We start from the raw sequence: 24,716 nt of genomic DNA, 5'->3' as shown, positions 1-24,716 counted from the left end.
GGGCGGCCTACCCCCTGCCCGTCGCCTAGAGGCGGGTCTGCGGCAAGGCTATAAATCGGGGATACTGCCCGGTTTTAACGCCCCTCCCGCCGAGCCATGAAACCCTGGACCCGCCGCCAGCCCCGCCGTAAACCTGCACCGACCCTTGCCGAGGCACTGGACCGCTACCTGGTCGAGGTGTCTGCGACAAAAAAGGGGCGGGCGGCCGAACAGTCGATTGCGCGCATCTGGCGTGCGACCAGGCTGGCCATTCGCCCCGTCGACCGGATACGCAGCTCGGACCTGACGGAGCTGCGTGACGAATGGCTCAAAGACCGAGCGCCGGCCACGGTTGTACGCCGTATGGCGTTCCTATCCCATGTTTTCACGGTCATTCGGAAAGATTGGGGGTTTGACCAGTTGGCCAACCCGGTCCAGCTCGTCCGCCGGCCGGCGGTCGATGACGCACGCGACCGCAGATTGTTCGACCGTATTACCCTGCGGGGCGTATCCGGCGACGAATGCCCACGGGGTGAGCTTGAATGGATCATCCGGGCGACCAGGTCGGCCGAGCTTCCCACCATCCTCACCGTCGCCAAGGAAACCGGCATGCGCCGATCCGAGGTCGTAGGCATTCAGCGGGAGAACCTGGACCTAATGCATGGCGTGGTGCATTTGCCACATACCAAGAACGGCCGCGCGCGGGATGTCCCGTTGACGCCGCTTGCCCGTGAAGCGCTACGCCGTTGGGTCACGGGAAAGCCTATGCGTGGCCGGATATTCACGATGCAGCCAGGCTCTGTTACTCGGGCCTTCATTCGCGCTCGTCGCCGTGCTCGCCAGAGCTACGAAGGTATGTGCCGGCACTACGGCCGCCGACCCAGCGCCGCGTACTTCCGCGATCTGCGCTTCCATGATCTACGCCACGAAGGCACGTCACAGCTTGCCACGGTGTTTGAAATTCATGAGCTGGCCAAGGTAAACGGCAATGTCGATACCCGCATGCTCCTGCGCTACTACCATCCACATGGCCGCGAGCTGGCCCAAAAGCTGGCGCGCAGCCCGCTGGGCAGGCGGCAGCAAGACCAACTGCGCCGCGCACGGGAAGAAGCGGACCCCCTCCCGCTCGCGGCTTGACGCTCAATCCTGGGCCGGCTCTTGCGTCATAGGTGGCGCAGTGCGAGTTAGCCAAGTAGGAAGCGGTCCCCACCCCGGGTAGCTGACCGGACCATCCGCGCCTGGATGCTCGCTGCCCACCGAATACGGCATTCCCGTTTCCACCACCCAAAGCGGCGTGGTGCGGTAATCGTCGACCAGGACCCAGGCATTGCCTAAGCGCTGCGGCCATTTCCCGGCCGGGGCCGGGGGAGGCATATCCTCGTATGCGCCATAGGGGATGTTGAATGCGCCAGGCGTCAACGCCAGCTCGTTCGCCATGGACTCGTACAGGAACAGACCATCATCATTGGTTTGAAATACTGCTTTCTGCATACCGCTCTCCTAAAAAATGAAATTTGCACTGCAAATGCGCGGGCGCTCGCATCTCGCCAGTCTGGTAGCGCGGTTGCCGTGAACGGCGGACCCACCGGCCTTACGTCGGTTGCCGACTTTTCCGCTGCGGCCGCCGCCGTGTGGGGACTGGAGCCTATGCCCAGCCCGACCGCCGGCATGAAGATCAGCAGCACGCCAGGCACCGCCGGTACGCCGACGTCGGGCAACGTGGCAAGGGTGCGCCCGACGAACATTGCATATCACCCCCGCATTCATGCGTAGCGACACCTTCACTGCAAATGCAAGAGCTATGGGGTCTAGACAAGCTTGCACCAGCTACGGCCGCTTGCCTTCTTGCTCGACTCCTCGGCGGCCCAGCAGCCCGTTACGCGACCGGGGTGGTAAATGCCCGCTGGCAGCCGAACAAAGCGGCGGCCTCCCGATGGCCCGGCCACGGTGCTCCTCGTGGCAGACACGGGCTCGGAAACCAGGGCATCGAACACCGCCTATCACCCACGAATCCACGCCTAGGCTACGCGTGAATACGAGGGTAATAGGCGACGTTCGATGCCCTGGTTTCCGCGCCACCTGTCTGCTCAAGGTACGAGGAGGCGCCAGTTGCCGGGCCTTTATCGTAGAAACCGTCGCCGCTGTCTTGGCCGCCAGCAAGCGTATTTACAGCACCACCGGTCGCGTAAAGGGCCGCGAACGGCGCGCCGGTATTCGTGCACAGCGCACCCGTGGCCGTGCCTGGCCAGCTTGTTCTGACGACTGCCCATAGCTCTTGCATTTGCAGTGTCAGCGTCAGTTCCGGTAAACCGGCGGAACATATCGCGCAGGTCGGGCAAGCGAAACTGAGTAGGCGAGTAGTCCGAGAACCAGTGACTCCCTCGGTTGGCTTGCCAAACCGCTTCCGTCCTGACCAGCCCCTGTTCCTGCGCGTATCCCCACAACCCAGCGTATCCGCCTGTCTTGAGGACCAGGCCGCCAATCGCGTCGACCTCGCTGGCCAGTGGCATTGCGGTATGGCCGTCCAGCGGCCGCCCACACAAGGGGGAACGGTATCCGGTATAGAACGCGCTGCTGGTCCATACCCATACCTCGGCGCACTCTGCCACGATGATCGGGCCACGATCTTGCGTCGGCAGATTGGCGATAGGGAAGATCAGCGGTCGATTCGCAATCGCTTGATCCAGCAGATAGCGAATTGCCTTGAGCAACTGCCCGTCATCTTCCGGGTTGGGTTGCATGCCTGCTGCGGCCAGGATGCTCTTTTTCTCCCGCAGGTCGGAATTCATGTAGGCGGCCGTCAGCATGCTCCCCGGCTTTCCGATGGCGGGATTGCCGGGGATAAATTCGCCGGTCTCGGTTTCTGGAATTCTCACGGGATTTGCTCCTGATAGTCGAACAATACAAAGGTGTGCGCGGGTTTGAGGTCCTGGAAGTAGCCTTCGATGACCGCATCGCTGAATGACAAAAGCGCCTCATCCACCGACGACATATCGACGTAAAAAGGGAAGGCACGGACCTGGCCACCCTTAACGGATACCTGCCAAATCCAAATAACATCCGCCTCATACAGAATGTCCCGATCTAACCTGCTGTAGTCCAGATAGAACGGCTCAAACTCGGTAATCTCGATCTCGTAGCCCAGCCGCCGGGCCAGGCTCTTGAAATAGGGAATAGACAGGCCGCCCAGCTCTTGCAGCTTGGCCAGGACGGCGTCCAAGCGCTGTTGGCGGTTGGATCCTTCCATGGGCGTCAACCCGCAAACCCGTTCCCAATCGGGCAGCGTGTCGACCGCTCTGAACGGTGTGACGCTATCCAGCACTCGGGCGGCGCTTTGCTGTACACGGTCCAAGGTGTCGCCCTCGGCCCCCAGCTCGCCGGCCAGCGCCGCGCCTTGGAAGTCGTAGCTACGCGGCGGCAGTAGCCGGGCCAATAGCTGCCGGTGTTTCATTGCATGGGTTCCACAGTGACGCTACCCAGGCGCAGCCATTCGATCACGTCACCATTGACAACCGGAACGACGTTGCTGGCGGGCGAAGTGATTGCGCGGTCTACGACGCCGGAAACATTCGACACCAGCGCTTCGGCTTGGCTGCGGACCCAGGTGGCACCAGGCGCAATGCCGGCAAACTGCGACGCGAACGCGCGCTGTATTGCCGCCTTGGCTTGCTCCAAACTGATGTCACGTAGAGATGCACGCACGACCTGGTCAACAAGCCGCAAGGTCGGCGCGACCACCAAGAAGCTCTTGGCCGTCACGGGCCGCACGTCGTCAATGTATGCGCGGACCCGGTTTATGGTGTCCTGTGACGGCAGGCCGTCCCCCGACACAATCGCCACGTCCACGGTGCCAACGCCCCGACGCAGCGGGTAGACGAATGCCTCGGACACCCCATCCACTTCCATCGCCCAGCGTCGGTAATCGTGACTATTCCCGCCAGCCGGTGGCCGGCGGATAAGGTCCAGCAGCCGGGCCAATAGTTCCGCGTCCGTTTCTTGCGCGACGCCGCCACGCATAGATTGGAGTTTGGCGGATGTGTCCAAGCCGGCCGGCGCGACTTGAACAGTTACGGGAGTATCGTCGGCAGCGTTGCCAGCTTCCCCGGCCGTCACCGCCTCGGCAGCAAACAAGCCGATTCCGGCGGCGGGCATTTGCTCGCTGGCCGTGACGCGGTACAACATGCCATCGCCACGCTTGGCTTGCAGGCCCTCGGGAACCGTGGTTCCCGCCTGTCCTTTGATTTGGAGAAATCCGCGCGCGGGCACGGCGTGCTTGAGACTCAGCCCACGCACAGCGGCGTGCATGTACAAATATTCTTGGTCCGCAGTGTCCGGGAATATCTGGCGAACCATCCACGCTTGATGCTGATACAGCCCCTCGGCAGCGCTGGCCACCGACGTGGCGCGCACATAAAAGTCGCTGTCGGGGGTAACGTCCGCATCGGGCCGATAGTTCTTGATGTCGCGCAGCAAGTCGCCGCGAATTTGCGAAAACGCTGGAACGGGAAACGGCATTAGGCGACCTTCACCGGATGTTTGAAATGCTGCTCTTGGCCTGTTTCGTCAATCACAGAAACCCGCAGGTCGCACCAACCTACGCGCGTCTGCTCCGCTTCAACTGTGATTTCCCTAGCGCGCAGCGCTTGGACCAAAGGGGCCAGAGCCTGTTCGGCGTACTGCTTGGCCAACCTGCGCACGCGGGGAACGTCGCGCTCTCGCTCCAGTTCGTGCAGCCGCGACCCCATTGCAGGATCGGCCCACCAACTTCCTAGCGGCGTCATGAGGCGAAGATAAACAGCATTGGCGAGCGTTGTGACGCGCTCGCCGCTGTAGTCTCCGGTGCTGGGATTGATTCGCGGGTCCATGCATGCATTGTGGCCAGACCCGCGTTCGAGAATCAGTTGAAGGACTTCAGTAGGTCAGCGAATAGGATCGCCAGTCTCGCCGCCCAGCGAGTCCTTGTGATGGTGATAGACCTGGCTGACGCCGCCAGCGATGACATCCTGTGTGACTCGTATCGTCCCAGCGATTTCCGCAGCAGCGCCGCCGCCGCCTTTCTCGTTGGACAGAGCCAGGCCGCCCTTGCCAGTGACAAGCCCGTCGATCTGCGCCTGGTTCGTCATTGCGACCAAAGGAGTATCCAGCGTTGCGCCATCGGTGGCTACAACGCGCCAGGTCTTGCAGCGCATGACGTAGTCGTCGCACTCGACCTCAATGACACGACCATTTTTCAGATGGATGTAGTGGCCTTCCTGATGCACCACGGATACCTCGCCTGTGGCCAGGTCAATGCCCACCGCTGCATGCTCGGTCGCCACAACCATGGAGTGCGACGTGGCACCGCCCAGCGGCACCACCACGCCCATCGTCCCGCTCGGCGGCACGGATTGGAAGCCGTAATACTGAAACTGTTCAGCGTCACGTACCGGCTCGCCCGCCAGTCCCTCGCCGGAGACCTTCTTGACACCCTTGCCCGTGGTGACGCCGGCAATCACCATACGAAAGGGTTTGCGAATGGAATTCACGAATCGCCGGATGCGCTCGTCGATGATATGGATCATGGTCGGGTCCCAAGTTCTTGCGGGCTAAACGCTCGCGTTTCCATCTTTCGTTTCTTTGCTGGCACAACAGCAGGTATCCACACCTTGTCCTCTTTCAGGACGAGCGTTGTTGTGGTCGCGGTCCCACTGCCGCCTCTAAACTGCCGCGCCATGATGAAAAGAACGCCATTGAATCCCCGGCGTTCATCTTCTAGATGCACGCGCTGGCCAGGCGCCCACAACACGCCGCTGCTGGTTCGGTGGCCTCGCACCTCGGCCTGGTAGGTCAGGCCATCGAGGCGGCCGTCTGCGAGCGCTTTGTGGGCGCGCTGGGACAGGGACTCGCCGCTGATGGCATCGCCTGCCGTCAGAATCTTCGGCCGGTACACTTTGACTGCTGGGTCCTGGACAACGGTTCGCATCGCGTTTCGACCGTCAGCCGCATCGGTGCCATGCGCCTGGCCAAGAATGGTGATCTCCGAATACCGACGCGCGATAGAGGCCGTCCGCCGCAACCGGCTGACGTTGTTTCCCTTGCCGTCGCGGCGCAAAACCAGGCTGGCCACCGGCGGCGCGTCGTAGTCCGGCCCCCCTACAACCAGCGTGCCGTCAGGAGCAAACCAAGGCCATAGGCCGTTCGCCTGTGCGGCCTTCTCCAGCGCGTCCCATGCAGTGTCCCCGGGTTCGATGTTGACCTTCTCGGAAACGCTGTTGCCGCGTGGGTCGATGCGCACCTTCGATATGCCCAGAGGATTGACGACCGACTTGACGATTTGATCTAGCGAAACTTCCTTGGCGGCAAAGATCGGGGCGCTGCAATCAACGAGAATGCTCGCGCCGTCTCGGCCCGACATGGACAGCGTTGCGGAGCTCCCGCCCACATCATCACCTACGTCGTCAACTGACCCCGTCATGGCCACATCCGACCCTACCCGTACCTCGACGCGAGCGCCTGGCTCGACCTCGGCCGGCAACTCCCCATCCGGCAAGCCGAGCTGGACACTCCAGGCCGCCGCCGGGCGGGTCATGTCGGACTCAACTGAGTATCGCGTCCACTTGTCATGCACGCGGCCACCAATCAGGAGGGAAACCTGCTCAATGTCCCGCGATCTGTCGCGGCTCGTATCGTCCATGTTATTGCGAGTAGCCATTGAGCGTGGTTCCTGCGGCGATGTCGTTGGGGTTGCGCACAGCGGGGTTAAGCCTTGCCAGCTCGTCGGCGCGCCGATAGTCGCCATACCATTGGTGAGCCAGCAAATGCAGATTGGTCGGCGCATTCACGACACGCTGCCGTAGGGGTGGCCGGGCTTCGATAATGACCACGGCGGCTTCCTGGATGGCCAGCGCTGCGTCCTTGAGAGGCTCGGTGATGAGGCGAGCTTCCTCCACCGGATACAGGTCCCGATTCGCGTCAATGGCGTCCTGCACCACTTCACGAACGTCCGAGACGATGACCTCGATATCGGCCGGCGAAAGCGTGGGCGTCTTGGCCTCATCGGTCAGGATGTCCGATGCAGTGTCGACCAGCTCGGCGGCCGTGACCACCTTCACCACCGCGACAATTGGCTGTTGATCCTCCTGCAGGATGGCAATAGGCACTTGCGATTGCTGTGCGCCAACCTGGCCGGCTTGCGTCGGGCGGAATGACGTAGGGGTTTCGCCCTTGGCCGACGAGACCGGAAGCCGGATCACATCGTCAAAGACGCCTTTCAGGCCATTCCAGTCGGACATGCGGCTGGACCGGCCGAAGCTGCGCAGGTCGACCAGGCCGCGCAGGCCATCGGCCAGGCTGGACGTGAACGTACGCGGGAACTCGACCAAGTCGGTGACCGCACCCACGCCATTGGTCACGCTGCGAATGGCGCTAAGTGTGCGATCCATGGTCGACCGAATCGAATTCAGACGATCCGTGACGCCCTTCAAACTCGTCAGCGCTTTTAGCCGCTTGGCGAAGGACTCCACGCCGCTGGCCAAGCCATCCTCTTTGAGCTGTCGGCTTGCCGCCGCCTTCTGTTCGGGCAATTGGCGAGTGAACAGCGGACTGCTGGGCGTGCTATGGACAAAGCGCAGGTCTACGGTGCAAGCGTCGGGGGTGTCCGCGTCATGGCCCACGCGCCACGCTTCGAGCTGGGCGAGAGGTATTGAGCCGAAGATGGGATGGATCAGTTCGCCCGGCCCGGGCTGCTCCAGGACCTCTAGGAACTTCTGATAGCGCTGCTCATAGTCATCCCCCCAAAACACCGCAGTCAAATCCGACGTGACGGCGGTACGCCCGAGGTCCTCGGTGTCCTCGCCATTGACGTAAGGGTATTGGTGCCGTTGTACGTCGCGCTGCGCTTCGTCCTGAATGCGCGCGCAGTCGAACTTCACGCCCTTGAAGGACGCATCAAGCAGGGTATCTTGCCAGGCCATCAGTTCCTCCGCGCATCGCGCGCGTTGTGCTCGTTAACGCTGGCGGCGATCTCCCGGCCGTCCAGCTCCACCGTGACCTTGGGCGGCGGTGCTGCGCGGTAGGCGTTAATCATCGCCTGTTGCAGCTCGGCGGGATCGAAGCCGCCGGTTGATAGTCTCGGCGCCGATCTCGTCTCCGGCCGGGCTTCGCCAGGGCCGAACCAGGCTTGTCCCAGCTTTTCGCCGGTAAAGTCGCCAAGCAGGCTGCCGAGAATGCCGCCGCCGATGGCGCCCGCCGCGATGCCATAGGGACCGAGGAATGAAAGGGCCTGGCCACCGGCATAGGCGCCGCCGATCCCGCCGCCAGTTCGCCCGCCGATCCGCGTATAGGCGGCGTTCTTTTCCGCATCGGATAGGTCGCTGCCGGCCACTTGCAGCGCGTCATAGCCACCGAGGCCAATCGAGGCAAGCGGCGCGGACCGTGCCAGTACACCCGAACCCAGAAAGCGGGTTGGAGCCAGCACACCGACGGCGCGGCCAGCGACGTTTGCGGCACCGCTTGCAGCACCGGCAGCGGCTGCGCCCACGCCCACACCTGCGCCACCGCCGGTTAGCATCTTGACGCCTGCGAACGCGACAGCGGCCCCTGTCATGACCTTAATGCCTTCCGTTGCACCAGTGAGCGCCGTGGTCAACTCGGGGTACTTGCCTGCGTAATCGGTGATCTTCTTGGCCAGGTCGCCCATCAGCTCGGTGACGGGTTCCAATGCACGCTGGCGCGCGTCGGCGATGGCTTGATTCGCCTGATCGACCTTCGCGCCGGCCGTAGCCATCATGACCGCGCTGCTGGTCTCAAGCGCGCCCACGCCTATACCTGCGTACTCGCTGCGCAGGCCCTTCACCGAGCCGCGTTGGGCCATGTAGCCGGACAGGGCCATCAGGGACTCGCGGCCGATGCCGACATCGCGGAACACCGACGATTCCAGCAGCGTGGCCATCTGTTCCCGGTCGGCTTGACCGCCGCCTTGCTCTAGGCGGCCTTTGAGTTGCTTGTACGTCTTGTTGTTGGCCATCGACTTGTCGACCATGGCCGTGAACGTCTCCAGCGGGCTAACGTCTTGTAGCGCGCCCTTGCCCAGGGTGCCGGCCAAGTCCACCCCCTTGCCACCGATGGATAGCTTCTTGGCCACCGCTTCGGAGACCGAAGGTTGCCGGAGCGTGTTCATCAGCGCCATGAAGGATTGGGCCGACTCCTGCGGCATGTTCGTGCCGGCCGTGATGGCCTGCATGTCCGCCAGGGCCATTTCCAGACCCTTCATACCTGAGATGCCATAGTTGTCGCGTTGGGATGCCAGCAACTTTGGCAGGCTAGCAATCATGTTCTCAATGCCATAGCCGCCCGTCTCGCCGGCATGCAGCATCTTGCCCAGCGCTGCGGGCATGTCGGCCACCGAAATGTTGTTGGCCTTGAGCGCGCCAACCAGCGGTACGATGTCACGCGACTTACGGCCGGCTGCAAGGCCGGTCTGCTGAACGGTGGGCAGCATCGCAAATGACTCATCACGCGAAAGCCCGCTGCTGCCGAGCAATTCGCTCAAGGCATCTGCGGCTTCTTCCCGCGTGCCGCCGAGCTTAACGGCGGTGGCAATCTGATGCCTGATGTCTCGTTGGCCATCCCGTCTCCCTTCAGCTCCTTCCGAGGCATAGGCCGTATTTGAGATTGCAGCCACCTGCTGCTCAAACGCCATGGTTTCGGACAAGGGGCGCTTGGCGATGGCGGCACCTGCCAAAATGCCGCCGCCGATTGCCGCAAGACCCTTTCCCCATTCGCTCGGCGTTTGCAGATGGCGCATCTCGCGCTGGAGCATCTTGACCTTGCGCTGGGCGGCTTCCGCAGCTCGGGCCAGTTCTAGGCCCGACACGCGCCCGGACTGCTCCAGGCGCCGGTATGCGATGGCGGTTTGGATAATCTCCCGCTGCAATGACTTCTCGGACCGAATGCCCAACTGCGCCCGCGCTTTGTGCAGCTTGTCCGCATCACGCAGCATTGCCGATGAGGCAGAGCGCGATGCGGCCATTTGTTGCTGGGCCAGTTGAACGCTGGCGCGGCGGCTGTGATCGTAGTAGCGCGCATTGGCCGCGCCGACTGCTGCGGCATCGCGTTGTTCCTGGCGGGCGGCCTCGTGCTTTTTCTGCGCAACGACGGATACCGCCGTGCCTACCGCTGCGGCGTCCTGGCGCTCTTGCCTTGCGGCCTCATGCTTCTTCTGCGCAACAGCGGATACAGCCTGAGCGGCCTCACGGCTGCCCCGGTCGCTGACGACGATCTCAAGGGCAACCTTCATGTTGGTATTGGACACGGTGAACCTCTTGCTACGTGGTCTGGGACGACAACCCGGGGGCGTACTTCGGTCTGCCCCGCTTCTTGGGTTTGATACGCCGCTGGCTGACGATGCGGCGGGTGGTCGAATTGCCGGAATCCCTGGCCGTTCCGTTCAGTTCGGCCAGGGATTCCAGGTAGCCTTGCACCTGTTCAAAGGTCAGGCTACGGACGCGGTCCTCTGAGATGCCGTGCTTTCCGAGGACGAGGACGAGTTTTCGGAAGGTTCGCAGGCGGCGCTCGGCAACAGCAGCTTTTTTTTTGCCTCGCTCATCTCCGCATAGATCACGTCCAGGTCCGTGGGAACCATCGTGGCCAGCAGCTCAAAGGTGATGTCATCCTCGGGGATATCACCCAGGCGCTGCATGCACGCGGCGAACATGGCCAGGTCGATGCGCGCGACCGATGCGTCCGCGTGGGCTTCCAGCGCGTCGATGTTGTCGCCCATGGTCGGCAGGCGCATGACGAAGTTGTAGTGCCTGCGGCCCTGGTATGGCACGCCGTAGACGAGCGTGCCGGTGGCCAGGACTTCCTTGTCCGGTTGCGTGACGGTGCTCGTCTGCGCTTGATGGTTGGCGCTGGTCATTCATCCACCTTCTTGACGGCGAACATGGTGAGGGTGCGGCGCGCTTCGTTGTCGACGGTGTATTGCTTGCCGACTTCGGACGTGCAGCAGTCCAGGTAGGTTTCGCGCTTGCCGCCGGGCGAGGACGGAAACACCGTGATGGTTGCGCCGAAGATTTCGGCCCACTTGATGTCATCGTCAAAGGGAATCGGCACGGTGATGCGCAGGGAGTATTCCTTGATGCCCTTGGCCACACCGCCAATGTTGCGGCTGCGGTTCATCACCTTGACCGGCTTCATGCCCGTGCTTTCGGTCACGTCGATGTCGATGACTTCGACCTCTTTACCGTCGACCTCCATGATGATGGCGCCGACGTATTCTTTGATTGCCATGGATGGCTCCTTTCAGGGTCCGGAGACCCGTTAAACGTACAGGTCGATGCGACCGGCAAATACGTGCATGCCGTGAACGATGGGCGCAGGAATCGCCGCCACGCACATTCCCTTGTTTTGCTGGTGCTTCTGCACCACCAGGCGGTCCTTGTAGGTGTCGATGAGTTGCAGGATTTCCAGGTCCTCGCATTGGTACATGATTTGCAGCAGTACGGTGCGGACCTTGGGCGGCGTCTTTTCCGACAGCAGCTCGCGCGGGAAGCGCAGCGCCACGGCCTGACGGCACGCCTTGCGGAAGTAGTGCAACGTGCGAAACACCGTAATGTCCAGGCAGGAGTCATCCTTGATGTTCTGCGCGTCGACCAGGTACGTGGAGATGGCGCGCACGATCTGCACGCGATTGCCAGGGCCGACCACCAGGGGCGTTACGCCATTGAACAGGGCGTTTTCCTGCTCCTTGCGGCCCGGGTAATCCTCCTGGTCGATGATGTCCAGGCCCTTGATCTCCAGGTAGTTCAAGGGGCGCGCCGGGTGTTCCTCGCTCGCCATGACGGCGGCATAGCCGGCGGCGATCTCGCCCGAGCTGCGCTTGGACTTGTTGTACCAAGCGAACGAGATGATGGCCGAGTTGACAACACTGGCCACGGTACTGGCGGCCGCCAGCGTGCCGGGAAAGCCCGCCACGCCGATGGCATCGCGCTGTTCCAGCGGGCTGCCCAGGTCCTCCAGATGGTCACGGAAGGCCAGCAGCGCGTCCTGGGTAGCGAACGGGCACACGCGGATTTCATACGACGACCCGAACGCGGCAGCGTAAGCCGGGCGCAGGTCGGGATCACCCATGCCGCCCGCCAGTTGCGCCTTGACGGTGTTGGTCGCGCCAGTGGAGTAGCGGACCACGGCCGCAACCTTGATCTGGTTGCCGGACTCGCCCTTGTGCTTGGCCGTCACCTTGATCTTGCCATCGGCGGCGGTGGCCGTTACGGGCAAGGCGACCTGGTCATTGACCGCTGCGGCGACGGCGGTGGCCATCTCGGTGGCGGTCATACCCGTCTCCAGCGCCACGTCGACTGCCTCCGCTCCGACTTGAAACGTCAGGATGCCGCGCCCGGTGGCCGGTGCGGTGATTTCGACCTCGGCATCGGCGGCCTGGCCGGCAATGGCATCGTCCACCGTGATGAATGCGATTTGCGCATTCGGGTTCGCTTCGATGGCGCTGATGGCCATGCGATGCGCCATGGAACCGTTGCCGAAATAGACGGCGGCGTCCTTGTCGCTGAAAACGTCGACCACCTTGAGCGCCGGCACCATGCCGGTCGACAGGCGCTGCGCGTAGATCAGGATGCGCTGCTCGTTCGTCGGCAGGGACTGGCGGGCCAGCTTGGTGTTGAACTCGAAATAGACGCCCGGCTTGCGCGTGCTGACGGGAATCTGGTCCAGGTAGATGACATCAGCCATGTCAGGCTCCTTTCTTGGCGGTACGGGCGGCCGGGGCGTCGGCGGGCGGCGCATGCTCGCCGGCTGGCGCGGGGTTGATCTCGACCAGGTCGCCGTCAGCCAGGCGGCGCAGGTAATAGGCCGTTTTTTCCACCGGCGTTTCCTTGTCGTCGGTGATGTACTTGCGTCCGTTGTCCTCACGCGGTACGCGCAGGCCAGGGGCGGCTTTGACATTGATGGTGGTCATCGTCATTCCTCGTTGAAAGACACCACATCGGTGGCATCAGGTGGGTCGGTATCGCTGCGACCGTCCAGTCGATAGTCCAACTGGATGGCGGAAAGCCACGGGTAGGGCGTGTCGGTCTTGCCGCCCGCCTCGGGAAAGATCAGGTCCGGGTCTTTCGCTTGCGGGTCGTCGACCTGGCCAGGGTCGGGGCTTGGCCAGCGCCCGTTCTCCAGGACCTGTTCAACCCACTTCACGTCAAACTCGATGGCATAGACCGAGCTGGCGTCGCTCTTGGCGCGACCGTTAAAGATCGGCCGTACCGCGCCAGGCTCCATCTGGCCAACATCGTCCAGGCCGAAGTCCTGGCCAGTCAGAAGCCGGCGCACGGCATAGATCAACTGATTGGTGCCGACCTCGCCACGGGCGCCGCTGCGTGCGGCCGATTCAGAGCGCACCGAGCGCTGGCCGACCATGACCGTAAAGCGGCCGCGCGCCAGGTACTTGTTGCGTGACGTGTTCATCCGCTTGGTTTCCTGGATGCCCAGGAACGCGACCCAGGCAGCGGGGAACTTGCGCACCACGTCGGCCAGCTCGTCGTCAAACTCGCCGCCGTAGGTCGCAACATCCTTGACCAGCTTGCCCAATCCTGCCTTGAGGCGTTCGACCATGGCGGCCTGGATGAGGTCAATCACCGTTGCGCGCACCATGGTCAGAAGGCCCCCGGTCCTTGCCGCGCGAAAACGCGCGAGCCTTGCACGAACTGCACGCCGCCGTCAGCGCTGGGCGTGATTCCGTTCTCGGCCGGTCCCAGCGTTACTTTGCCGCTGGCCACCAGCTCCAGGAACCGCACAGCGGCTTTGTAGCGGTCGTTGATGGTGTCAGTAACCTGGCGCTCATCTCCCGTCAGCACGTAGCGCGCGATGTCGCAGCAGATGCGTATCAGGTGCGGCGGGATGGGATTGAGCGGCAGGCGATAGCGTCCGCTGAGATAGGTATCGATCTCGGCGGACGCGGCGACCAGCGCGCCGCCCAGGATTTCCTGGTCGATTTCGCCCGTGTCCTCGGGATCGGTCAGGGCCAGCACCTCCCGGCGCGTGAACTGCCTGACCATGTCGGCGGTGGTCGCGTACATGGTTACTTCGCCGCGGTCGTCTTGCGAGCCTGGCCACGGCCGCCGGTAGCAGCCGGCGTGGTCGCGTCGGTCGGCGCGGGCTGGACGGTGTCCGCGTCCACGTCCAGCTCGTTGGCGACCAGGTTGGGGTCCGCCATGATCGCGTCCAGCTTCTTCTTGCCTTGAGCGCCCGTCAGCTCGTCCATGGGGATGTCGACGGCTTCGGCGCCGAACTGATAGCCCGCGCGGCGGAAGCTGTCGGTACGTGCCACGACGCGCAGCACCTTGATTTTCTCGGCCATATGGCCCTCCTGTGTTTGGTTCGGATGCCGCTGCCCTCGATGGCCACGGGCGGCGGGTTGATCGCTATGCCAGGCTTATGGCTTCGCCTGGACTTCTGGCTACGGCGGCGAGCGGGTCTAGGCCAGCCAGGGCGTGGTCAGCACGTCGACCACATCGCGGTTGATGTTGGTAGCACCGTTGGCGCTGCGCTCTGCCTTGACGACTTCCAAGGCGGCGGCACGGTCTTGCGGTGCCACAACCAGCAGCTTCGGACGGATGCCCAGCGGGTTGCCGTGGTCGCCTTTGATGGCTTGCATCTGCGCGTAGACATCGTTGAACGCGCGGCCGTCCAGCGGCTCGCGGCTGGCGAAGGCGAGTTGCCAGAGGCTGTAGCCGACGTTCAGACGGCCATCGGCGCCGTACACGAACTCGTTGTGCTTGAACACGGGTTCGTCCTTGACATCGGTCAGGGACGTAAAGGCGTAGTCCCGGCGTTTTTGCAGGATCAGAGGCTTGATGACGCGGCTGGTGTCCAGCAGGAACCAAGGCCGGCCGCTGCCACCCTGGAAGTTGCTGACGGATGTGATGGCGCCTTCCTTGCCCACCGGGTGGTCGGTGTCAAAGAAGTACTGGCCGTCGTAGCAGGCGGTGTTAAAGCCTTCCTTCAGCAGCTTGAAGATCAGCAGGTCCGGATGCTCCTTGGCGTCCTGGCCGAGCTGGGCCATCAGAGGCGTAAACACGCCGTACGAATCGTCCTCGATGGCGTCGCGCTTGACCGCGACCGTGTTCTCGAACGTCTTGTTCTTGATGCGGTAGCCGTGGACCTTGAGGTTTTGGTAGACGCGCTCGCCGACCCACTCGCGGAACTGCGTGGATTGGCCCAGCCAGGGATAGACTTCCTCGCCCGTGGTGGAGGGGACGGGCGTGGCGATCTGTTCCCACGCCGGAACGGTGCCGGTGAACGCCTGCTGGAATGCGAGCTTGAAGCCCTGGAACAGGGCTGCCATGTTTTCGCGGTTGATGATCATGAATGCTCCGTATGCGGATAGAAAGGGGGGCTGACCTGGTCGGGTCAGAATTCGACCCAGACGCCGTCGGCGTCCACGTCGCGCACGGTGCCGGCGACGATGGCGGCGGCATCCTCGCCCACCAGCGCGACCGATTCGTCGTCGGTCGCCTTGACGCGCTTGCCGTAGGCCGCCAGGGTGATGCCGGCGGCGGCGGGCTTGAGCTGGAAGGTGCCGCGCCGCACGTCGATGGATTGCGCGCCGGCCGTGCCGTCGCGGTTGTCGATCTGTTCTTGGGCGATGCCCACGATGGCGACGGCGGCGGGGCTACCGCCCGGAACGGCGTTACCGTCAGCGTTCACGCCAACCATGCGGCCCGCGTAGAGGCGCACGCCGGCCGCCACCGGCAGGCGAAGGCCCAGGCCGTCGCGGCGCGGGGTGTTGCGGTCATTAGCCATGAGGTTTTCCTTGCTGAAATGCGGCCTGGTCGGGCCTGGTGGGGATCAGTCGGTCGTGCGCGCAGCCTTGAACTTCGCCGGGTCCAGACCCATGCGAGTGCAGACGGCTATCTCGGCTTCGCTCAACTGCGAGCCGTCGCCGTTGGGCTTACGGCCGCCCGTCTGCGTGCCGGACAGCGCTGCGATGGCCGGCGCGTTTTCCAGATACGCCTTGAGCTGGGCGGGGTCCTTCATGCCCAGGTCCGTGGCCCAATCCTTGAGCGCCGGCAACAGTTGGCCGCTGGACAGCGCCGCCGTCACCAGCTCGCCGACCTCGCGGGCGCGGCCGTCCTTCTCCAGGGCTGCCACTTGTCCTTGCAGTGCCGTGAGGGCGGCCACCGGGACCCACTTGGCCGGGTCCGGATTGCCGGCGTTGGACTTGAGGGCCACCACCTCCTTTTCCTTCTCTTTGACCTCGCCGGTCAGGGCGGCGACCTGGTCGGCGTCTTGTTTGGCCTTGGCGGTGTACTCGTTCAGCTTGGTCAGGATTTGTTCCTCGGTCGCGTCATCGGGCAGGTTCAGCAGCGCCAGCAGCGCTTTCAACAGTTGATCCATGGGGATTTCCTTGGGAGATTGAGCGGGATTGGGCAGCGCCCCGCCTTGCGCGATACCAAAGGCCAGAGCGCTGGCCGCAGCCAGGCGCACCGCGTCCATGTTGTCCAGCGCGGGATCGTTGGTCAGTGCGGCGTGCAGGATGTCCTGGGGCCGGCCTTGCTCGTCGTAGGTAAAAACCGGCGAGATGTAGAGATATTCCTCGGCGTCGATGTGGGCCTTTGCGCGCTTGGTCCAGTCAACCAGGGCAAAGACGCCCTTGCCCTCGCGCCACTCCAGAGACTTCATCCAGCCCGAGGCGGGCGCGGGCTGGCCGTTGGTCTTGGCGGCCAGGGTCTGATGCTCGTAGTCGATGACCAGGCGGCGTTGGCGTGCGCTGAATCGTTCGATGAGGGCGCGGGCAATGTCGCCATCCATGCGCCAGGTGTCCACGTCCTGCGGCCGGCCGTCCGAGGCGCGGAACTCGCCAGCGGGGAAAACCTGGATCTCATCTTGGCCAGCCTGGCCGGGACGCAGCGCAATGCTGAGGGCGGCCACCATCGGCCTGGCGGCGACCCGCTGGGGCGCCTTGGGGGTGGGGTTGGATCGGGTCGTAGCCATGACCGCCATGGTGCCGGCCGGCACCGGCGGCGATCAGTTGAAAGACTTCAGTAGGCGGGGGTGGGGGAATTGACCGGATCGAGGGGGGAAATCCGCCGGATTTGCCGGTTTCGTGCAAACCGCAGGGGGGCCGACAGATGGCGATGGCGTTAAAAACGTTTTTAACGCGGGGTTAACGATGGGCTGGGATGGAATTGGTAGCGATACCGCACCCCACCCCCTTTAAATCGCTCCACGGCCCGATTTTGCGATTCTCGGATTTCCCGCCGGCTCGACCTGGTCGAACTATGCCGGGCCGCCCTTGAATGCGCCACCCAGGTACTCGGCCACCAGCGCCTCGCTTTCGGTGGCGTCGTCGGTCGAAATGCCCAGGTACGGACGTGCCGGTATCTTGACCTGGCTGACCACGCGCCCGCCCACTTTCAGCGCCTTGGCCCGCTTGGGGCGGATGATGCCGCCGAACTGGTGAATGGCGGCGTACTCCAGGTTGCTGCCCACCAAGACCTGGTCCGGGAATACCTGCCAATGGATGGTGTTGCAAAGATAGCCGTTGAGCGTGAGGACCTTATCCTTGTTGGCGCGCTTGGATTCCCTGTACCACTCGGACAACGGCGCCCACGCGCTGCCGTCCGGGGCGGTCTGCGATCCAAAGCGGTCCTTGCTAGAGCTGGCCAAGTATTCGCCGATGCCGCGCAGGGCCGGTGTCATGTCCTTAATCAGCTCGTCCAGGCGCTTCATCGCCTCGGCAAACTGCGCGTCATTGACCTCCACGACCAGCATATGGGCCATTCGCTCGGCTCCTATTGCGTCTCGGCGTCGGCCGCGCCGTACCAGAGGTTGCCTTGGCGCAACCGGGCCAGCGCTGGGCTGTTGGCCACCGGCAATTGCGCCCACGCCTCCAGGTAGCCCGTGCCGACCTGCGCGACCAATGCCGCCTCGGTGCCATCGGCCTGGCGGTAGCCCTTGATGAAATGCGTCCGCAACACATACGCGCCCGACACGCGGTCGCGGAACAGGTTTTGCCACACCTCCCAGGGCTTGGTCAGAAGGTCGATCAGGATGGCCAGCAGCGGCAAGGGTTCGGCCTCCCTGGCCAGGGGCGCGGCCAGCGCCTGGGCGACCAGGGCAATAGGGATGTCATGGGGCCGTACCAGGCGCGCCTGGCCGCCCAAGACCTGCGCGACCTGGTCAACCCACGGCGCGGTCGTTTTAACGGCGTCGCCGGGCAGGATCGGGGCGGCGGTGGTTGGAATGGCCTGCGGCCTGCCTGCCAAGCTGGGCGAGCCGGGTAACACAGGTTGCCACCGGGACGGTGCCAGGTCGGGCGCGTGTTGCAAGGCGTCCTCTGCCCGCCGGCCGAGGACGCCTTGCGGCACCGTTGCGCCGGGCGCGTATTCAAAGCCGGGGTCTATCCCTTCGGGTACCCGCACCGTGCGCGGGGTCGGTCCATGCTGGCCGATGACCACCTCATGCACCGGAATGTCCGGGGCCTGGTCCGGGCCGTCCTTGCCCAGCTTGCGCAATTGCCGCTCGGTCAGCGCTCGGATCGAACACTGGCACCCCCAGCCATTGGGCGGAAAGAACGTGTCCCAAAACGGATCATCCCAGCGCAAGACCAGGCCATCGAGCGCCAGGTGTTCCGGCCGAGGGTGCTTGACCGCATCGGAATGCACGTACATCCAATACGGATGCGTTTCTGTCATGCTCAAGAGCTGTTCGCGCCGGCCGGCGGCAAAGCTCGTAAACAGGTTGGTTTCGTAGATGACGCGGCTGCGCCAGTTGCGCGAGCCGTTGTAGTCCCAGCCGTGCGCCGTCACGATCCGGTCAAAGTCCTTGCGGAACGACTCCAGCGACTTGCCCTCGGAAATCGCCCTTTCCACGGACTCAAAGAAATCCTGCACCAGCGCTTCGCGCGTGGCTCCGGCGATGACAAAGCCGTGGTCATGGCCAGCGGTGTATAGCTGCGTCCAGGACTCGGACGGCAGCGGCACCTTGCGCCGAAAGAACGCGATCTGCTCGGCAAAGGGGACCCGCCCCACGGCAAGGGTCGGGTTAGCCACGGGCCTGGTCCAGGATGTCGACGCGACCGGCCAACCCCGCCGCCGTCAGCGCCTCGGCCAGCAGCGCAGCGTATTCATCAATCCCCATCTCGGGAGCCAGTGCCAGCAGCCCGTCCCGGACCTCCTGCAGGTCCTTGGCCTGGTCGACCAGGTCGCGGACCTTGGCGATCCAGTCGTCCATGGTCGGGGCGGCCTGCGCAGCCAAGCGCGCGACCTGGCCGGTGGCCGTCGCCGTGCCGGCCGGCGCTGTGCCGGTGGTCCCCGTCAGTGCTGCGACGGCAGCGCCGAGCTGGGAGGTTGCCGCAGCCAGCCCGGCCGGGTCGGCCGCGCCAGGCGCTGGCCGCTTGACCAGGACGGCCTGGCCAGCCGCAGGCTTGGGGATGTTGGCCCGCTCATGCGCCCAATCCACGGGAATCTGCATGCCGGCGTCAACCAGGCGCGGTAGGGCCTGCGACAGAGTGCGCAGGTCGTCGAAACGCCGCGTGTCAAAGCGGAACTCCGGTGGACGCCGGCCGGCAGCGCCGGCAATGTTGAGCGTGCGCATCGGGCCGATGACCTGCCGATTGATTGTCGCGGCGAGCTGACGGGCGTCGGATTCAAGCAAGTCGTGCCGGATTTCGTTATGCACATTGCCCAGCGCATGGGTGGACGACTTGCCATCGGCCTGGCTGGTCAGCGTACCGCCCAGGATGACCTTCGATTGCGTGCGCTCGCACCAGGCAATCATGGCCTCAAAGGGTTCCTGCGTTCCCTGGGCCGCGTTCTGAAAGTCGATCACCATCGAATCGGGGATGATGCCGGCGGCGTTGTGGCCGATTCCGGCGACAGCAGCCAGGAGCGTGGCTTTCTCCCTATCGGTCGTGCCGGCCGGATACTTGCCCACGCGCAGCGGCAAGCCGTAGATTTCCAGGAACTCGGCCAGGTCGCGGATGGAGTAGTTCTTGAACAGATAGGGCCAGGCGAGCGTTCGGTGCAAGCCCGCCCGCGTCAGGTATCCCGAGCGGGCCTTGTGCTGGTGGACTACCCAGCCCAGGGGCCAAAGCTCATGACCGTGGGCGGTGCCATCGCGCAGTCGCAGCGCGTTGCCGTCATGCGGCAGCGTCTGAAACCAGCGCTGCGGCCGGTGATGAAAGGCGCGCTGCAAGGTGTAGGGGCCAACCTGGTGCCATTCCACCTCAATCGGGGCGAACCCATGGCCCACCGCGTCCATGCAGTCCAGCGTGAATTCATCGAACGCGGGCAGCTCCGACATCAGCTCGCGCACGATGGCGGTGTCGCGCTTTTCCTCGTCGGTTGCATTGAGCGGTTCGTGGACCTCCCAATCCAAGGTCAGGATGGCGCGCTTGCGCTTGGCCATCTCGGACATGATGTGTCCGTCCTTTTCCTCCATGTCCGAAAAGAGGTCAGCTTGCGCCACCATGTTGCCTTGCTCGGCATCCTCCAGAATGCGATGCAGACGTTGCGGGGTCAGGCCGCGTGACGGATGTTCGGCCCATTCACGCGGCACCCATCCCAGGCGGGCGCTTTGGGGTTCGTGAAGGGCCTCCCGGCTTATCGGGCGGCCTCGGGAGTCAACGAGTTGAGTCATAGGGTTTCCTACCAGGCCCCCACGTCGCGCCAGGCGACGTCTGTGACGTCATCATCTTTCGCGTCATGGGAGCGCTTGTTAGCGGGCGTGTATTCAAAAACTCCGAAGCCAGTCGTAGCGGCCATCCAGAGCATCTGTAGGGCGTCGGGGCCGTCGTCGTGATCGGCCATGGGCCAATGGGTCAGTTGGCTGTTGAGGGTCTTTTGCGACGGATGCAGACGGATCAGGCCGTTGGCAAGGTGCGGCTGTATCGACGCGATGCGTAAATCCTTGTCCGTGCCAGGCGTGATGCCTCGCGCCGGCACGGGGACGCCCAGCGCGGCGGATCGCTTGACCAGCTCGGTGCGAAGGAACTCCTGGAACTGGACCGACTCCACGACCCACAGGAGGCAGCGGTATTCGCGTTGCAGGGCGATCACGTCGCTGATGATCTTGTCCGGCACGCGCTTGCCAATCTTGGCTTCCACAACGTCCAGGATGCCCGTGACACGGTTAAAGCCGCCCACCAGCAGCGCGGACGGGTCGCGCCGATTCCCGGCCTTACCTAGGCTCGGATCGCATGAGCCATAGAAAAGCCAATCCGCCAGGCGATTCACCCAAAACGTGATGACGCCAGCGAATGGGGCGTTGTCACCCGCGACAGGATCGTTTTGCAGCTCGGAATCGAAAGCGTCATGCCCGTCCCGGGCGCGAATGATCATCAGCGACAGGATGGGGCGGGCGGCAGGCCAGGACACCACCGCGCCCTCGATCATGTCGGCTTCGTTGGCCGCGTAGAAGAGGCGCGCCGTGTCCGGCCCCTCGTTGCGATACAGCTCCTCCCATTGGTCCCACAGGTCCATACGGTTGGGCCAGGTGATGACCGCCTGAAACTTGATACCACGCCAGAAGTGGTTTTTCAGCAAGCGCGACAGCACCGAGTCATAGTGCAGCACGGTGCCGATGATGACTACGTCTAGCTTTTCGCCCGGGCCGGCCAGCTTCATCACGGACTTGGCCAACCAACCTTGCAGCTTGTCGCGCTGCTCGGGCGAGCGGACGTTTTCATCGTTCTCCAGGTCATCGCCCACGACCAGGTCTGGGCGGTGCGGCCCGTGGCGACGGCCACGAATCCGCTTGCCCGCGCCAAACACTTCCACCATGCGGCCGTTCTTGGTGATGATCTTGCCAACCTGCCAGGTGCTGCCCTGGCCCGCCGCCTCGGGAAAGTCCATGGCCAGGCGCGGGTTGCTTTCCAGCTCGGCCTTGATGGCCTCCAGTATCACGGCCGATTGCTCAAAGGCGTCCATGACGATGACCGGATACCACTTGCGCTCGGTGATGACGCACCAGAGAACGAATATCTGGCTGGTAATGGTCGACTTGGCCTCGCCACGGGGCGCGGCGATCACGTCCGATTGCGAGTCGGGCGCGGCGACCATCGCCGGCAGCCGCTTGTACAGGTAGTCATGCAGCAAGCTGTTTGCCTTGCTGATGTAGTGCGGAAAGTAGGTGCGGGCGAAATACTCAAAATCGTCCCAGGCCCTGGCCCTGCGCTCGCGCGCGATCGCGGGGTCCGGATTGAAGCCGGAAACCTCGGCCTCAATCATGGCCCGCATGCCTGCGGCCAGTTGCATGACCTCGGTGAGGAACGCCTTGCGGTTAGTCCGCTTGGCCTTGATTTCAAAGCGAGCCATACGCTACCCGCCGAAGTTGTTGGCCAGCACCTCGCCGAACGGCTCCAGAATCTGGACGAACGCGGTAGCGTGCTTTGGGTGGTTCTGCTGGATGAACTCCGCCAGCAGTTGGACGACCTGCATGGCCGTGGCCAGCTCGCTGGTTTCCGGCAAGATGCGCTTGGACGCCGATACCGTCTTGTTGTACGCGTCGGCGAGACTGGACAGCATCTGTACCTTGGCGGCCGGCTTGATGTCGGTGTCAACGCTTACCGCGTCCATCGTCGCCTGGTACTGCATGACAAGGCCCGCCAGCATCTGACGGGCGATGTTCTCGATGCCACCACCGGAAAGGAGCTGCGCGGCCTGCGCCTTATCCCAATCGTCGCCGTCCTTGGCGGATTGGCTTTTCCAGCGCGCGGCAGTCGCATAGGAAACGCCGGCCTTCAGGGCCGACACTTCCAGCGACAAACGGTCGTACACGTAGGCACGCCGTACCGCGTCACGGGTTTCCTTGGGGTGGGCCATGCGCTACAGGCCCAACTTTGCTTTGGCCAGGGCCACGCCCACGGCGATAATCCCGCCCGTCAAACCGCCAGCGGTAGCGCCGTACACCACGGCGTCCTTGCGCACTTCCTGACGCATGCGGTCAAGCTTGCCGTCCAGGTTGTCGAGCTTTCCGTCCACGCGGCGCAGTAGCTGCAATTGTTCGTCGGGGCCTGCGTCGTTGGGCTTGTCTTTGGCGGTCATGCTTGTTTGTCCTGTTTGGAGTCCAGTTTGTCGGTCATGCGGTCTAGCTTTTCTTCGATGCGGCGCATAAGCGCTTCCAGCTCGCTGCGGCGCGCATAGTCGCTCGCCTCACGCGCGAGCTGTTCGCGTAGCTCGGCCACCTGGACCTTGAGCGTTGCGACCTGTTGCGCGTTTTCCTTCTGATCGCTTTGCACGCGACGAGTCCACATGCCGACCAGGCCGGCAATGACCATCACCACGACGCTAAAGAGTTGCGCGCCGCCGATCTCTATCATCATGGCGATTTCCCCTCATCCAGGTCCAAAATGGCATTGAGCTGGGCGGCAAGCTTCTTGCAGACGGCGGAATTGTCGATGTGGTTGTCCAGCACGTCGGCCTGGCTTACGGTGCTGCGGGCAAGGTCTGCGGGGTCGATTCCACCGAGGGAACCAACGGCTTGAAAGCCGGCGGCCGTTCGCGCAGCGGTGCCGGCAGCCGCAGGGGCTTGGGGCATTCGTAGGCCAAGGGCGGCGTTGTAGTCGCGCACCCAGCCAGCAGTAAAAGGACGATCAGGCAGGGCAACAGGCGCCGCACCGGGCTTTTCGAGGTAGACGGTTGATACACGGGGGACTCGCTTCTTGAGGTCATCGGAGAGCTTGGCGTTCTCCGCGTTGGTGGAAAGAAGCCACGCGGACAGTGCATCACCTCGCTCTTGCTCGGCGCGCAGCTCGCGCAGATGCTTTGCCTGGGCGTCGGCCGTGGCCTGGCTCTGCTTGACGACATAGGCGTTATGGCTGGCCTCGGCCTGCGCCGTGGCGTAGCCATAGCCGTGCAGGTAGCCGCCGGCACAGGCGACCACCACCAGCACAAACCAGGCGGCGGTGGCGTCGATGCCGAGCCAGGACAACAGGCGGGCGATCATTGCTTACCCTCGGCGTCGTCGTTCGGGTTCGCCTGCGGCTGCAAGCAAGGTTGATCCACGTAACGCAGCGCGGCGATCAACACGCCGAGCCCCATTGAAATCCAGGCGAAACGGGATTCGGCCACCAGGGACCGGAACAGCGGCAGCAGCTCATAAGCGGCTGATGCCACCGCAAGGACCAGGCCGAGGATGACCGTGTACGAGCGATGGAGCCGCCGCCAGCTCTTGGTCAGTCTCGGGCGGCGCTTCACGACCAGGCCCCGGTCAGGAACAATTGCCGCTCGGCCTTGCGGCGGCGCTCCAGGCCGCGCAGCGGCACGCCACCCGAGTAAATCCATTTCAGGAATTCCTCTGCGGCTCCGGCGTAGTCGCGCGCCAGGACCTTGCGGGCCAGGGTGGACGGCTGGCCGTTGGTCAGCACGAACAGGCCGGACTTGATGCCGCGCTTGCCGGGGCCGACGTTGTAGAGGAAGGACACCAGCGCGTCGAACTGGCCTCGCGTGAGGGGAACGCTGGCAAAGCACTTCTTGACGGCGTTCTCACGCTCGATGAGGTCCTGCGCCAGCATGGCGTCCGCGACCGCTTGCGTGATGACCAGGCCCTTGTACACGTCCAGGCCCGTATGGCCCCAGCCGATGGTCCATACCTTGCCGGTGGCGTCCCAATACGCGGTCAGGCGGCAGCCCTCGAAATGTTCGATGAGGGAGACGCCAGCCTCGGAAGTCTTGTCAGGGTGCATATTCGTGTCCAATAGTTGCTGGACACGACTATCCCAGCGCGGCCCTTATGGCGCGCCGTGAATTACT

30 protein-coding genes are annotated in these 24,716 nt (G+C 63.7%); 1 reads left to right on the top strand and 29 read right to left on the bottom strand.

What is annotated here, in order from left to right; translation table 11 throughout:
• Positions 1 to 96 precede the first annotated feature (96 nt).
• Positions 97 to 1,116: a tyrosine-type recombinase/integrase gene (locus AC1HFW_RS20120; RefSeq protein ID WP_479285043.1), complete on the top strand. Its 1,020-nt coding sequence runs from the start codon at positions 97 to 99 to the stop codon at positions 1,114 to 1,116.
• Positions 1,117 to 1,119: 3 nt separating this feature from the next.
• Here AC1HFW_RS20120 and AC1HFW_RS20115 read toward each other — a convergent pair whose 3' ends face one another.
• From AC1HFW_RS20115 to AC1HFW_RS19975, 29 genes are all read right to left on the bottom strand, one after another.
• The gene (locus tag AC1HFW_RS20115) at positions 1,120 to 1,470 is read right to left on the bottom strand and encodes a phage tail protein (RefSeq protein ID WP_479285042.1); all 351 of its coding nucleotides are present in this window, start codon (positions 1,468 to 1,470) and stop codon (positions 1,120 to 1,122) included.
• Between the two features lie 629 nt (positions 1,471 to 2,099).
• Positions 2,100 to 2,855 (bottom strand): phage tail protein, encoded by a 756-nt coding sequence (locus AC1HFW_RS20110; protein ID WP_479285041.1) that lies wholly within the window; start codon positions 2,853 to 2,855, stop codon positions 2,100 to 2,102.
• Positions 2,852 to 3,430: a YmfQ family protein gene (locus AC1HFW_RS20105; RefSeq protein ID WP_479285040.1), complete on the bottom strand. Its 579-nt coding sequence runs from the start codon at positions 3,428 to 3,430 to the stop codon at positions 2,852 to 2,854. The genes AC1HFW_RS20110 and AC1HFW_RS20105 overlap by 4 nt, the downstream gene beginning before the upstream one ends.
• The gene (locus AC1HFW_RS20100) at positions 3,427 to 4,494 is read right to left on the bottom strand and encodes a baseplate J/gp47 family protein (protein ID WP_479285039.1); all 1,068 of its coding nucleotides are present in this window, start codon (positions 4,492 to 4,494) and stop codon (positions 3,427 to 3,429) included. Before AC1HFW_RS20100 ends, AC1HFW_RS20105 begins: the two co-directional genes overlap by 4 nt.
• On the bottom strand, positions 4,494 to 4,844 hold the full coding sequence (locus tag AC1HFW_RS20095; protein WP_479285038.1) for a phage GP46 family protein: 351 nt from the start codon (positions 4,842 to 4,844) through the stop codon (positions 4,494 to 4,496). Before AC1HFW_RS20095 ends, AC1HFW_RS20100 begins: the two co-directional genes overlap by 1 nt.
• A 54-nt stretch (positions 4,845 to 4,898) precedes the next feature.
• Positions 4,899 to 5,540: a phage baseplate assembly protein V gene (locus tag AC1HFW_RS20090; RefSeq protein ID WP_240680799.1), complete on the bottom strand. Its 642-nt coding sequence runs from the start codon at positions 5,538 to 5,540 to the stop codon at positions 4,899 to 4,901.
• Complete coding sequence (locus AC1HFW_RS20085; RefSeq protein ID WP_479285037.1) at positions 5,537 to 6,670, bottom strand: phage baseplate assembly protein; 1,134 nt, start codon at positions 6,668 to 6,670, stop codon at positions 5,537 to 5,539. Before AC1HFW_RS20085 ends, AC1HFW_RS20090 begins: the two co-directional genes overlap by 4 nt.
• Complete coding sequence (locus AC1HFW_RS20080) at positions 6,654 to 7,931, bottom strand: DNA circularization protein (RefSeq protein WP_479285036.1); 1,278 nt, start codon at positions 7,929 to 7,931, stop codon at positions 6,654 to 6,656. The genes AC1HFW_RS20085 and AC1HFW_RS20080 overlap by 17 nt, the downstream gene beginning before the upstream one ends.
• Positions 7,931 to 10,270, bottom strand: a complete 2,340-nt coding sequence (locus AC1HFW_RS20075; protein WP_479285035.1) for a phage tail tape measure protein — start codon at positions 10,268 to 10,270, stop codon at positions 7,931 to 7,933. The genes AC1HFW_RS20080 and AC1HFW_RS20075 overlap by 1 nt, the downstream gene beginning before the upstream one ends.
• A gap of 180 nt (positions 10,271 to 10,450) precedes the next feature.
• Positions 10,451 to 10,876 (bottom strand): hypothetical protein, encoded by a 426-nt coding sequence (locus AC1HFW_RS20070; RefSeq protein WP_479285034.1) that lies wholly within the window; start codon positions 10,874 to 10,876, stop codon positions 10,451 to 10,453.
• Positions 10,873 to 11,247, bottom strand: a complete 375-nt coding sequence (locus AC1HFW_RS20065) for a phage tail protein (protein WP_479285033.1) — start codon at positions 11,245 to 11,247, stop codon at positions 10,873 to 10,875. The genes AC1HFW_RS20070 and AC1HFW_RS20065 overlap by 4 nt, the downstream gene beginning before the upstream one ends.
• A gap of 30 nt (positions 11,248 to 11,277) precedes the next feature.
• Positions 11,278 to 12,702: a phage tail sheath subtilisin-like domain-containing protein gene (locus tag AC1HFW_RS20060; RefSeq protein ID WP_479285032.1), complete on the bottom strand. Its 1,425-nt coding sequence runs from the start codon at positions 12,700 to 12,702 to the stop codon at positions 11,278 to 11,280.
• A 1-nt stretch (position 12,703) separates the two neighbouring features.
• On the bottom strand, positions 12,704 to 12,928 hold the full coding sequence (locus tag AC1HFW_RS20055; protein ID WP_479285031.1) for a DUF2635 domain-containing protein: 225 nt from the start codon (positions 12,926 to 12,928) through the stop codon (positions 12,704 to 12,706).
• A gap of 2 nt (positions 12,929 to 12,930) precedes the next feature.
• Positions 12,931 to 13,614, bottom strand: a complete 684-nt coding sequence (locus AC1HFW_RS20050; protein WP_110134376.1) for a DUF1834 family protein — start codon at positions 13,612 to 13,614, stop codon at positions 12,931 to 12,933.
• Positions 13,615 to 13,616: 2 nt separating this feature from the next.
• Positions 13,617 to 14,039, bottom strand: coding sequence for a gp436 family protein (locus AC1HFW_RS20045; RefSeq protein ID WP_479285030.1), 423 nt, complete (start codon positions 14,037 to 14,039; stop codon positions 13,617 to 13,619).
• 2 nt (positions 14,040 to 14,041) lie between these two features.
• Positions 14,042 to 14,320 carry a hypothetical protein gene (locus tag AC1HFW_RS20040; protein WP_110134374.1) on the bottom strand — a complete coding sequence of 93 codons (279 nt, stop codon included), beginning with the start codon at positions 14,318 to 14,320 and terminating at the stop codon, positions 14,042 to 14,044.
• 117 nt (positions 14,321 to 14,437) lie between these two features.
• Positions 14,438 to 15,328, bottom strand: coding sequence for a Mu-like prophage major head subunit gpT family protein (locus tag AC1HFW_RS20035; protein ID WP_110134373.1), 891 nt, complete (start codon positions 15,326 to 15,328; stop codon positions 14,438 to 14,440).
• 44 nt (positions 15,329 to 15,372) lie between these two features.
• Positions 15,373 to 15,765, bottom strand: a complete 393-nt coding sequence (locus AC1HFW_RS20030; protein WP_110134372.1) for a hypothetical protein — start codon at positions 15,763 to 15,765, stop codon at positions 15,373 to 15,375.
• A 45-nt stretch (positions 15,766 to 15,810) separates the two neighbouring features.
• Entirely contained in the window at positions 15,811 to 16,896 is a 1,086-nt protein-coding gene (locus tag AC1HFW_RS20025; protein ID WP_479285029.1) for a phage protease, read from the bottom strand.
• Between the two features lie 345 nt (positions 16,897 to 17,241).
• Entirely contained in the window at positions 17,242 to 17,745 is a 504-nt protein-coding gene (locus tag AC1HFW_RS20020; protein WP_240680487.1) for a phage virion morphogenesis protein, read from the bottom strand.
• An 11-nt stretch (positions 17,746 to 17,756) separates the two neighbouring features.
• Entirely contained in the window at positions 17,757 to 19,016 is a 1,260-nt protein-coding gene (locus AC1HFW_RS20015) for a phage minor head protein (protein WP_479285028.1), read from the bottom strand.
• Entirely contained in the window at positions 19,009 to 20,604 is a 1,596-nt protein-coding gene (locus AC1HFW_RS20010) for a DUF935 domain-containing protein (protein ID WP_479285027.1), read from the bottom strand. The genes AC1HFW_RS20015 and AC1HFW_RS20010 overlap by 8 nt, the downstream gene beginning before the upstream one ends.
• Before the next feature lie 8 nt (positions 20,605 to 20,612).
• Entirely contained in the window at positions 20,613 to 22,280 is a 1,668-nt protein-coding gene (terL, locus tag AC1HFW_RS20005) for a phage terminase large subunit (RefSeq protein ID WP_479285026.1), read from the bottom strand.
• 3 nt (positions 22,281 to 22,283) lie between these two features.
• The gene (locus AC1HFW_RS20000; RefSeq protein WP_110134367.1) at positions 22,284 to 22,787 is read right to left on the bottom strand and encodes a DUF1804 family protein; all 504 of its coding nucleotides are present in this window, start codon (positions 22,785 to 22,787) and stop codon (positions 22,284 to 22,286) included.
• A 3-nt stretch (positions 22,788 to 22,790) separates the two neighbouring features.
• Entirely contained in the window at positions 22,791 to 23,009 is a 219-nt protein-coding gene (locus AC1HFW_RS19995; RefSeq protein WP_110134366.1) for a hypothetical protein, read from the bottom strand.
• The gene (locus tag AC1HFW_RS19990; RefSeq protein WP_054489728.1) at positions 23,006 to 23,287 is read right to left on the bottom strand and encodes a hypothetical protein; all 282 of its coding nucleotides are present in this window, start codon (positions 23,285 to 23,287) and stop codon (positions 23,006 to 23,008) included. The genes AC1HFW_RS19995 and AC1HFW_RS19990 overlap by 4 nt, the downstream gene beginning before the upstream one ends.
• Positions 23,284 to 23,910 (bottom strand): hypothetical protein, encoded by a 627-nt coding sequence (locus AC1HFW_RS19985; protein ID WP_479285025.1) that lies wholly within the window; start codon positions 23,908 to 23,910, stop codon positions 23,284 to 23,286. The genes AC1HFW_RS19990 and AC1HFW_RS19985 overlap by 4 nt, the downstream gene beginning before the upstream one ends.
• Positions 23,907 to 24,161: a DUF7940 domain-containing protein gene (locus AC1HFW_RS19980; protein WP_479285024.1), complete on the bottom strand. Its 255-nt coding sequence runs from the start codon at positions 24,159 to 24,161 to the stop codon at positions 23,907 to 23,909. Before AC1HFW_RS19980 ends, AC1HFW_RS19985 begins: the two co-directional genes overlap by 4 nt.
• Positions 24,158 to 24,649, bottom strand: a complete 492-nt coding sequence (locus tag AC1HFW_RS19975) for a lysozyme (protein WP_479285023.1) — start codon at positions 24,647 to 24,649, stop codon at positions 24,158 to 24,160. The genes AC1HFW_RS19980 and AC1HFW_RS19975 overlap by 4 nt, the downstream gene beginning before the upstream one ends.
• Between the last annotated feature and the right edge of the window lie 67 nt (positions 24,650 to 24,716).

The organism is Achromobacter sp. ISS7 (genome assembly GCF_056523125.1).
The sequence above is the reverse complement of the archived record's forward strand: the minus strand, read 5'-3'. Positions and strand labels throughout refer to the sequence as shown.

What these genes read in the sequence shown, in the direction of transcription:
- AC1HFW_RS20120 (WP_479285043.1), top strand. Translation starts at nt 97, where the DNA reads ATGAAACCCTGGACCCGCCGCCAGCCCCGCCGTAAACCTGCACCGACC.
- AC1HFW_RS20115 (WP_479285042.1), bottom strand. Translation starts at nt 1,470, where the DNA reads ATGCAGAAAGCAGTATTTCAAACCAATGATGATGGTCTGTTCCTGTAC.
- AC1HFW_RS20105 (WP_479285040.1), bottom strand. Translation starts at nt 3,430, where the DNA reads ATGAAACACCGGCAGCTATTGGCCCGGCTACTGCCGCCGCGTAGCTAC.
- AC1HFW_RS20100 (WP_479285039.1), bottom strand. Translation starts at nt 4,494, where the DNA reads ATGCCGTTTCCCGTTCCAGCGTTTTCGCAAATTCGCGGCGACTTGCTG.
- AC1HFW_RS20095 (WP_479285038.1), bottom strand. Translation starts at nt 4,844, where the DNA reads ATGGACCCGCGAATCAATCCCAGCACCGGAGACTACAGCGGCGAGCGC.
- AC1HFW_RS20090 (WP_240680799.1), bottom strand. Translation starts at nt 5,540, where the DNA reads ATGATCCATATCATCGACGAGCGCATCCGGCGATTCGTGAATTCCATT.
- AC1HFW_RS20085 (WP_479285037.1), bottom strand. Translation starts at nt 6,670, where the DNA reads ATGGCTACTCGCAATAACATGGACGATACGAGCCGCGACAGATCGCGG.
- AC1HFW_RS20080 (WP_479285036.1), bottom strand. Translation starts at nt 7,931, where the DNA reads ATGGCCTGGCAAGATACCCTGCTTGATGCGTCCTTCAAGGGCGTGAAG.
- AC1HFW_RS20070 (WP_479285034.1), bottom strand. Translation starts at nt 10,876, where the DNA reads ATGACCAGCGCCAACCATCAAGCGCAGACGAGCACCGTCACGCAACCG.
- AC1HFW_RS20065 (WP_479285033.1), bottom strand. Translation starts at nt 11,247, where the DNA reads ATGGCAATCAAAGAATACGTCGGCGCCATCATCATGGAGGTCGACGGT.
- AC1HFW_RS20060 (WP_479285032.1), bottom strand. Translation starts at nt 12,702, where the DNA reads ATGGCTGATGTCATCTACCTGGACCAGATTCCCGTCAGCACGCGCAAG.
- AC1HFW_RS20055 (WP_479285031.1), bottom strand. Translation starts at nt 12,928, where the DNA reads ATGACCACCATCAATGTCAAAGCCGCCCCTGGCCTGCGCGTACCGCGT.
- AC1HFW_RS20050 (WP_110134376.1), bottom strand. Translation starts at nt 13,614, where the DNA reads ATGGTGCGCGCAACGGTGATTGACCTCATCCAGGCCGCCATGGTCGAA.
- AC1HFW_RS20045 (WP_479285030.1), bottom strand. Translation starts at nt 14,039, where the DNA reads ATGTACGCGACCACCGCCGACATGGTCAGGCAGTTCACGCGCCGGGAG.
- AC1HFW_RS20040 (WP_110134374.1), bottom strand. Translation starts at nt 14,320, where the DNA reads ATGGCCGAGAAAATCAAGGTGCTGCGCGTCGTGGCACGTACCGACAGC.
- AC1HFW_RS20035 (WP_110134373.1), bottom strand. Translation starts at nt 15,328, where the DNA reads ATGATCATCAACCGCGAAAACATGGCAGCCCTGTTCCAGGGCTTCAAG.
- AC1HFW_RS20030 (WP_110134372.1), bottom strand. Translation starts at nt 15,765, where the DNA reads ATGGCTAATGACCGCAACACCCCGCGCCGCGACGGCCTGGGCCTTCGC.
- AC1HFW_RS20025 (WP_479285029.1), bottom strand. Translation starts at nt 16,896, where the DNA reads ATGGTGGCCGCCCTCAGCATTGCGCTGCGTCCCGGCCAGGCTGGCCAA.
- AC1HFW_RS20020 (WP_240680487.1), bottom strand. Translation starts at nt 17,745, where the DNA reads ATGGCCCATATGCTGGTCGTGGAGGTCAATGACGCGCAGTTTGCCGAG.
- AC1HFW_RS20010 (WP_479285027.1), bottom strand. Translation starts at nt 20,604, where the DNA reads ATGACTCAACTCGTTGACTCCCGAGGCCGCCCGATAAGCCGGGAGGCC.
- terL (WP_479285026.1), bottom strand. Translation starts at nt 22,280, where the DNA reads ATGGCTCGCTTTGAAATCAAGGCCAAGCGGACTAACCGCAAGGCGTTC.
- AC1HFW_RS20000 (WP_110134367.1), bottom strand. Translation starts at nt 22,787, where the DNA reads ATGGCCCACCCCAAGGAAACCCGTGACGCGGTACGGCGTGCCTACGTG.
- AC1HFW_RS19995 (WP_110134366.1), bottom strand. Translation starts at nt 23,009, where the DNA reads ATGACCGCCAAAGACAAGCCCAACGACGCAGGCCCCGACGAACAATTG.
- AC1HFW_RS19990 (WP_054489728.1), bottom strand. Translation starts at nt 23,287, where the DNA reads ATGATGATAGAGATCGGCGGCGCGCAACTCTTTAGCGTCGTGGTGATG.
- AC1HFW_RS19985 (WP_479285025.1), bottom strand. Translation starts at nt 23,910, where the DNA reads ATGATCGCCCGCCTGTTGTCCTGGCTCGGCATCGACGCCACCGCCGCC.
- AC1HFW_RS19975 (WP_479285023.1), bottom strand. Translation starts at nt 24,649, where the DNA reads ATGCACCCTGACAAGACTTCCGAGGCTGGCGTCTCCCTCATCGAACAT.